The sequence below is a fragment of the Protofrankia sp. CiP1_Cm_nod2 genome, assembly GCF_920664355.1.
In the GTDB taxonomy this organism is placed as follows: Bacteria; Actinomycetota; Actinomycetes; order Frankiales; family Frankiaceae; genus Protofrankia.
On record NZ_CAKKTL010000019.1, the window covers coordinates 5,668 to 13,089 of the forward strand.

Annotated in this window: 6 protein-coding genes and 1 pseudogene; 2 read left to right on the top strand and 5 right to left on the bottom strand. The window is 73.9% G+C overall.

The features are described from left to right. The 5 genes from NBW84_RS03715 to NBW84_RS03735 form a co-directional block, all read right to left on the bottom strand. Positions 1 to 337: hypothetical protein (locus NBW84_RS03715; protein ID WP_250281720.1), on the bottom strand; the 337-nt coding region annotated here is incomplete at its 3' end. A 450-nt stretch (positions 338 to 787) separates the two neighbouring features. Continuing rightward, on the bottom strand, positions 788 to 2,614 hold the full coding sequence (locus NBW84_RS03720) for an SDR family oxidoreductase (protein ID WP_250281722.1): 1,827 nt from the start codon (positions 2,612 to 2,614) through the stop codon (positions 788 to 790). After that, complete coding sequence (locus NBW84_RS03725; protein WP_250281724.1) at positions 2,611 to 3,582, bottom strand: M24 family metallopeptidase; 972 nt, start codon at positions 3,580 to 3,582, stop codon at positions 2,611 to 2,613. Before NBW84_RS03725 ends, NBW84_RS03720 begins: the two co-directional genes overlap by 4 nt. A 105-nt stretch (positions 3,583 to 3,687) precedes the next feature. Continuing rightward, the gene (locus tag NBW84_RS03730) at positions 3,688 to 4,812 is read right to left on the bottom strand and encodes a 2Fe-2S iron-sulfur cluster-binding protein (protein ID WP_250281726.1); all 1,125 of its coding nucleotides are present in this window, start codon (positions 4,810 to 4,812) and stop codon (positions 3,688 to 3,690) included. After that, positions 4,812 to 5,762, bottom strand: coding sequence for a metal-dependent hydrolase (locus NBW84_RS03735; RefSeq protein ID WP_250281728.1), 951 nt, complete (start codon positions 5,760 to 5,762; stop codon positions 4,812 to 4,814). Before NBW84_RS03735 ends, NBW84_RS03730 begins: the two co-directional genes overlap by 1 nt. Positions 5,763 to 5,796: 34 nt before the next feature. Between NBW84_RS03735 and NBW84_RS03740 the strand changes: the two genes are divergently transcribed. Beyond that, complete coding sequence (locus tag NBW84_RS03740) at positions 5,797 to 6,369, top strand: IS607 family transposase (RefSeq protein WP_250281730.1); 573 nt, start codon at positions 5,797 to 5,799, stop codon at positions 6,367 to 6,369. Further along, a pseudogene (tnpB, locus tag NBW84_RS03745) lies at positions 6,366 to 7,422 on the top strand (IS607 family element RNA-guided endonuclease TnpB); the annotation flags it as partial. The gene NBW84_RS03740 and the pseudogene tnpB, both read left to right, overlap by 4 nt.

Here is a 7,422-nt window from a genome sequence, read left to right on the forward strand (position 1 = left end):
AGTTCTGGATCTCGACCGGCCCCTCGTCGAAGACCGTGATGTCCGTGACGATGTATATCGGGCTGGGCCAGTCGACGTTGACGACGAACGTCACCCCGTTGTTCGGATCCCAGGGCGCGCCGTGCGGGGCGATATTGGACACCGTCACGTTCGCCGCCCCGATGAACCGCTGGTGGTTCTGGTCGGCGAACCCGCCGTGCGCGTCCGGGTCGGTCACCGGAATATACTCGCTGGCCGCGACGTGCACGATCGAGTTGGCGTTTATCGCCCCCCAGTTGAAGTTCAGCTGTTGGCGCCCGTGCAGCGCCCCCCAGTATTTCCGGATGTGCTGCGGCATCGCAACCACCCCTTTCTCGGCAGGGCCCGGCAGGAAACTCCTCGCCATGCCGGTGGGACCGCGGGGAACCCGCCTCGGCGAGGAGCGGGCGCGCCCCGGAGCCGACACGCGCCCGCTGTCGTCGCGCCCCGCCGCGAGGCGGGACTGCTCACAGCGGCGAGTCTGCTCCGCACGGAAGCGGCCGGCATCAGTGGTAACCCTGAAAAAACCGGCCATTGCGACGGCGGCTCCCCCTGGTCCCGAGCCCTCGGAGCGGTCCGGGCCGCGACCGCTCAGGCCGCGTGGCGGGGAACCGCGGCCGTCCCGAAGATCTTCTGGCACCGGCGGCGGGCCCCACGGACCCAGCCGGCCGTGCGCTGCGCGGCGGCGGCTGTCCAGGTGGCGGACGAGGTTCGCCAGCGCGTCACCGGCCAGGGTGGGCAGCAGCCCGCCGGGCAGGGTCCGGTCGTGTCAGTCGATGTCGATGCGGGCGGCGGCGCGCGTCAGGGCCGGGGAAAGCCGGCTGAGGAGGCGGCCGGCCCTGGCCTCGACGGTGACCGGGACGACGGCCCTGTTCTCCCGGACAGCGCGCAGGATCTGCCAGGCGACCTTCTCCGGGGGGAAGTTGCGCCTGGCGTAGAGCGCGGCGAAGCGGTCGCGGGTGGCGTCGAGCCCGTCGGCGGAACGGCCGGAGAAGGTGCTGGTCCGGGCGATGTTGGTGTTGACGAGGCCGGGGCAGATGGTGCTGACGCCGATGCCGGCGGGGGCGAGCTCGGCGCGCAGGCAGTCCGACAGCATGTAGACGGCCGCCTTGCTGGTGGCGTAGGCGGCCAGGACCTTGCTGGGCAGGTACGCGGCGGCGGAGGCGACGTTGACGAGGTGACCGCCCTCCCCGCGCTCGACCATCAGGGTGGCGAAGGCGCGGCAGCCATGGACGACCCCGCCGAGGTTGACCTCCAGGATGTGCCGCCACTCCTTCTCGGTGGTCCGCAGGAAGGTGCCGCCGTGGCCGACACCGGCGTTGTTGACCACGATGTCGGGGACGCCGTGGGCCACGGCCACCTCTCTGGCGAAGGTGTCGACGGCGGCGCTGTCGGCGACGTCCACCCGGTAGGCGTGGGCCTCGGGTGCGCCGAGCAGGCGGGCGAGTTCGACGGTGCGCTCGGCGGTGGCCAGGTCGAGGTCGCAGACCACGACGGCGGCGCCGTGCTCGGCGAAGGCCAGCGCGGTGGCCCGTCCGATGCCGCTGCCGCCGCCGGTGACGACGGCCAGCTTCCCGGCGAAAGCCGCCCGCTCCAGGCCACGGCCGAGGCGCGGGCCGAGGCGCGGGCCGAGGCGGAGGCGCTGGCGCTGGCTGGCGGCCTGTTCCCGGCTCGAGGCGGCGGCCCGCTCGAGGGCGGGGGCGGCGGGCGCGCCGTCGGCGTGCGCGGCGATTTCTCCGATCATCTGTGCCACGGTGGGGCCTTTCTCAAGCAGTGCGGACCAGTGCCCGGCGGTCAGGGTGCGCCGCCACAGACGGGGCGCCCAGCGGTCGAGATCGTCGCCCAGCGCGGGGCTGACGTAGCGGTCCCGGGTAAGAGTGATCAGCTGCACCGGTACGGCGGTCGGGCGCTGCCGGGGCCGCAGCAGGTGGCGCAGCATGTTGGCCCGGTACAGCGCGATCCCGCGGACGGCGTCGGCGGCGAGGGTGGGCCGCGGGTGGCCGGCCCGCGGGGTGACCCCTTCGGCACGCGCCAGCACGCTCCCCCACCGCGCGGCCAGCCCGAGCCGCCAGCCGGCCGGGGCGAGCAGCGGCAGGTGGAAGAGGCCGATGTACCAGGAGCGCGTGGCCTGGGTGAGCAGCTGGCCGAGGTGATGCGGGGTGGGGCGGGCGAGCCGGCGGCGCGCCCAGTGGCCGGCGTGGTCCAGGCAGGGGCCGGACAGGGAGGTATAGGAGGCGATGCGGCCCGCCGCCCGGGGGTCGGTGACGGCCTCCCAGGCCTGGATGGACCCCCAGTCGTGGGCGGCGAGGTGCACCGCCCGGTACGGGCTGACCGCGTCGGCCACTGCGAACAGATCGTCCGCGAGATGCGACAGACGGTAGCTGCTTACCCCTCTCGGCGCCCCGGAGGCCCCGGCGCCGCGCACGTCGTAGCGCACCACATGGTGGCCGTCGGCGGCGAGGGCGGCGGCGACGTCGTCCCAGACCCCGTGGGTGTCGGGGTAGCCGTGCACGAGCAGCACCGTCGGCCCGGCCGGGTTGCCCTGCTCGTACATGGCCAGCGGCACACCGGCGGAGACGACCGCCCGCCGCCTCATCGCGCCTCCACCGCGACGCCCGACGCGACACCCGGCACCACAACACCCGGCACCGCGAGATCCGGCACCGCGAGATCCGACGAGGTGTCCGCGGCCCGCTGCCAGCGGCGTACGTGCGGCAGGTCGTCGTCGAGCCAGTAGGCGTCGTCCTCGGTGACCACCAGCAGCTCCTCGAACTTCAGGCCCACGTCGCGGAACGCGACGTGCGGCTCGACTGCCCACAGCCCCGGCGTGGGCGCGTGCCGGGAGGCACGGCCGTCGGCCCACAGCGGCGACCGGCCGTACCGGCGCTCGCCGAGGAACTCGCGGCCGAGGGTCTGCAGCGTCCGTACGCCGAAGCCGAGGACGCTGACCCCGGCGGGCCCGCGGGCGGTCGTGCGGGTGATCTGGTGGCCGATGACCCGTCCCGGGTAGACCCGGTGCCGGTTGTCGTAGCCGTGGCGGGCGATGAGCGCGTCCACCCGGGCGTAGATCTCGTTGAGCGGTGTGCGCCGGCGCGCCTCGGCGACGATCAGGTCGCGGTATTCGCGCAGGTCACGGTCGATCCTGTCCCAGACGGGGCTGGCGCCGGCCCGGCCGGCGTACCCGATGTCGGCGGTGTAGCCGTCGATGACGGGAGCGCAGTCGAGGATGTACGGCATGCCCTCCTCGAGCCTGCGCCGGCTCGGGAAGAACTGCAGCGGCGTGCGGAAGTGCCGGAAGGCGGTCCGGTCACCGAACCAGGCGAAGGGGATGTGGAAGAAGTCCTGGACGCCGGCGGCGGCCAACTCCCGGCCCAGCCGCGCGCTGGCCTGGCGTTCGGTCACGCCGGGCTCCAGCCAGGCCCCGACCCGCTCGGCGCAGGCGTAGGCGAGCCGCTGCAGCTCACGGAAACGGTCGAGGTCGCCGCCGTCGTACGGGAAGGCCGTCGTGGCCTGGGAGCGCCGGCGGGCTGATGTCCGGGCCGGTGTCCGGAGCGGTGCGGTCATGGATGTCGCCTCCGGGTCGGGTGCCCACCGGTTCGGGTGGGCACTTCGCACGACTACACAGTTCGACTACTTGGGGTGAGCAAGAGGCTCGGGGTGACTAAGAGATCACAGGTCCAGGACGAGGCTTTCGCCCGCGCGGGCGCGGGAGACGCAGACGAGCATCGCGCCGTCGGCACGCTCGGTGTCGGTGAGCCGATGGTCACGGTGATCGACGGCTCCGGCGAGGACGCGTTGGCGGCAGATCCCGCAGAAGCCCCGCCGGCAGGAGTACGCGACCGTGGGGACGGCCTCGGCGAGCACGTCCAGGACGGAGCGGTCGGCGGGCACGGGCAGCACGCGCCCGCTGCGGGCCAGCCGCAGCTCGAAGGGCCGGCCGTCCCAGGGCGGCGGGACGGGCGCGAAGCGCTCGACGTGCAGGCCGCTGGCCGGGCTCGCGTCGAAGGCCGCCTGGATGCCGTCGAGCATGGGAGGTGGGCCGCAGGCGTAGACGGCGGCCCCGGCCGGGGCGCGGCGCAGCAGGCCGGCGGCGTCGGGAGCCCCGCGCTCCCCGCCGGAGAGGATCTCCACCCGGCCGCCGAACCCGCGCAGCTCGTCGGTGAACGGCAGCGACGCGCGGCCGCGGCCGCTGTACACCAGCCGCCAGTCCAGGCCGAGCCGGGCGGCCTCGCGGGCCATCGGCAGGATCGGGGTGATGCCGATACCGCCCGCGACGAACAGCACGCGGGGCTCGCCGGCGAACGGGAAGGCGTTGCGCGGCCGGCCCACGGCGAGCCGGCTGCCCGTCGGCAGGGCGTCGTGCACCTCCACAGACCCGCCGCCCCCGCCGTCGACGCGGCGGACCGCGATCTGGTAGACGCCCCGGTCGGCGGGGTCGCCGCACAGGGAGTACCGGCGCCGGCGGCCGGAGGGCAGGCGCAGCTCGAGGTGGGCGCCGGGCCGCCAGGCGGGCAGCACGGCCCCGTCGGGAGCGGCCAGCCGCAGGCGGACGACGTCGTCGGCCACGTACCCGCGGCCGGCCACCACGAGGTTCAGCGCGGACGCGGGCGCGGGCGGCGGCGTGGACCGGTGCCGACGGCTGCCCGGGCGTCCGCCCGACCGGACGACCAGCGGGAACAGCACGTCACCGACGGCGGCCAGCGCCCGCATCGCGCGGTCGGCACGGGGCCTGCCGTACAGGTCGGGAGGAACGTGCCGGCCCGCCGCGGCCGGGTGATGCCCAGGCCCGGACATCAGCGGGCGGCCGCGGCGCGGGCGGCCGGGGAGGTGGCGAGGTAGGCGGCCGCCTGCCGGGCCGAGCCCTCCTGCGTGGGGTGGTAGTCACGCCTGAGGTAGCGCAGCCCGGAGCGCACGGCCTGGCCCGGGGCTGGCAGCAGCCCCCGCCGGGATGCCGCGAGGAAGGCACGCCCGCTCTCCACCCGCCGTGGCCCGCCCGGCCGCGATCCGGCCAGCCGTGGATCGGCGGCCATCAGGAAACGCGCTCCACGGATCCATAACCAGTACAGAATGGGACCGGTGATCATCATGCTGCGGATCCGCCGCGGATAGCCCGGGTCCAGGTGCCTGAGCAGGTCGTATGCGACGCTGCGGTGCTCGATCTCCTCCGCGCCGTGCCAGCGCAGCAGGTCCAGCATCACCGGGTCGGCGCCGGCCCGGTCCAGGGCGTCCGCACTGAGCACCCAGTCGCCGAGGAAAGCGGTGAAGTGCTCGACCGCGGCGATGATCGCCACCTGCTCAACGACCTGCTCCCGGGCACGCCCCGGCGGCAGCCCTGGGCGCTCCCCCAGCACCCGGTGGAAGAACCACTCAAGCTGGCGTAGATACGGGTCCGGGTCCGGCCCGCCCGCGCGCAGGTGGTCGAGCGCCCCCTGGTGGGCCTGCGCGTGGATGGCCTCCTGGCCGATGAACCCGAGCACGTCCTCCCGCACCCGGTCGTCCGTGATCATCGGCAGTGCGCGCTGGAAGACGCGCACGAACCAGCGCTCGCCCTCGGGCAGCAGCAGATGCAGCACGTTGATGATGTGGCTGGCGACGGGCTCGCCCGGAATCCAGGGCGTCGGAAGCCGTGACCAGTCGAAACGGACGTCACGCGGCCGCAGGACCAGGCCGTCGGGCTCGAACGTGGCTGCGGCGCGGGCGGTGGACGCGGTGGACGCGGCGCGGGCGGTGGCAGGGGTGCCCATCTGTTCTCCAGTGAGTATGCAGTATGATGTTTGAGTGAACTTGAAGCAGTGGGCCGAGCGGGAAGGAGTGCACCACGTCACCGCATACCGATGGTTTCGGGAAGGCAAGCTGCCGGTGCCGGCCCGCAGAGTGGGCCGGCTGATCCTGGTTGAGCCGGAGGCCGTCGAACGGCCGGCGGGGCAGACCGTGGTGTACGCCCGGGTTTCATCCGCGGACCACAAGCCAGACCTAGACCGGCAGGTCGCCCGCGTCACCGCCTGGGCCACCGGGCAGGGCCTACCTGTGGGCAGGGTCGTCACCGAGGTCGGTTCGGCACTCAACGGCCACCGAAAGAAGTTCCTCGCGCTGCTGCGCGACCCGGACGTCTCCACGATCGTCGTCGAGCACCGCGACCGGTTCGCCCGCTTCGGCGCCGAATACGTCGAAGCTGCCCTCGCCGCCTCCGGCCGGCGGCTTCTCGTGGTCGATCCCGCCGAGGTCGACGACGACCTCGTCCGAGACATGACCGAGATCCTGACGTCGATGTGCGCCCGGTTGTACGGCCGCCGCGCCGCCGCGGACAGGGCCCGCCGGGCTGTCGAAGCCGCTACCGGGGCGGCCGAGTGAGGACGTTGCAGGCGTACCGGTTCGCGCTCGACCCGAACGACGCCCAGCTCGCAGACCTCCGGCGGCACGCCGGGGCGGCCCGGTTCGCCTACAACTGGGGGCTGGCCCGGGTGAAGGCCGCCCTCGCGCAACGGGACGCGGAGAAGACCTACGGCGTGGACGGCGACCAGCTGACCCCGGTGCCGTGGACGCTGCCCGCGCTGTGACTGCGGTGGAACCAGAGGAAGAACGACGTGGCGCCGTGGTGGGCGGGGTGCTCGAAGGAGGCATTCTCCGCGGGGCTTGACCGGTTGGCGCGGGCCTTGAAGAGCTTCTCCGACGCGAAGAACGGCAAGCGGAAGGGCCGCCGGGTCGGCTTCCCGCGGTTCAAGAAGCGGGGGAAGGCACGCGACTCGTTCCGCTACACGACCGGTGTCTACGGGCCGGCCGGCGACCGGCGGGTGAAGCTGCCCCGGATCGGCCGGGTACGGGTCCACGAGCCAATGGGCGCGCTGACCAGCCGGCTCGCCGACGGCCGGGCTCGGCTGCTGGGCGCGACCGTGTCCCGCACCGCGCGGCGCTGGTTCGTGTCGTTCACCGTCGAGGTCGACCGTGAGATCCCCGACACCCCGTCCCGGCGGCAGCGCACGGGCGGCGCGGTCGGCGTCGATCTGGGCGTGAAGCACCTCGCGGTCCTCTCGACCGGCGAGACGATCCCGAACCCGAGACATCTGGCCACATCGCTGCGTCGGCTGCGGACCGCGTCGCGCGCCTACACCAGGTCCAAGCCTGGCAGCGTGGGACGGCACAAGCGTGCCGCCCGGCTCGCCCGTATCCACGCCCGCGTCGCGGCCCAGCGCCGCGACGGCCTGCATACGCTCACCACCCGGCTCGCGAAGACCCACGACGTGATCGTGGTCGAAGACCTGCATGTGGCCGGGATGGCGCGTAACCGGCACCTTGCCCGCGCCGTCTCCGACACGGGGATGGCCGAGGTCCGCCGCCAGCTCGTCTACAAGACGTCGTGGTACGGCTCCCGGCTGGTCGTCGCGGACCGCTGGTACCCGTCGAGCA

What these genes read in the sequence shown, in the direction of transcription:
- NBW84_RS03720 (WP_250281722.1), bottom strand. Translation starts at nt 2,614, where the DNA reads ATGAGGCGGCGGGCGGTCGTCTCCGCCGGTGTGCCGCTGGCCATGTAC.
- NBW84_RS03725 (WP_250281724.1), bottom strand. Translation starts at nt 3,582, where the DNA reads ATGACCGCACCGCTCCGGACACCGGCCCGGACATCAGCCCGCCGGCGC.
- NBW84_RS03730 (WP_250281726.1), bottom strand. Translation starts at nt 4,812, where the DNA reads ATGTCCGGGCCTGGGCATCACCCGGCCGCGGCGGGCCGGCACGTTCCT.
- NBW84_RS03735 (WP_250281728.1), bottom strand. Translation starts at nt 5,762, where the DNA reads ATGGGCACCCCTGCCACCGCCCGCGCCGCGTCCACCGCGTCCACCGCC.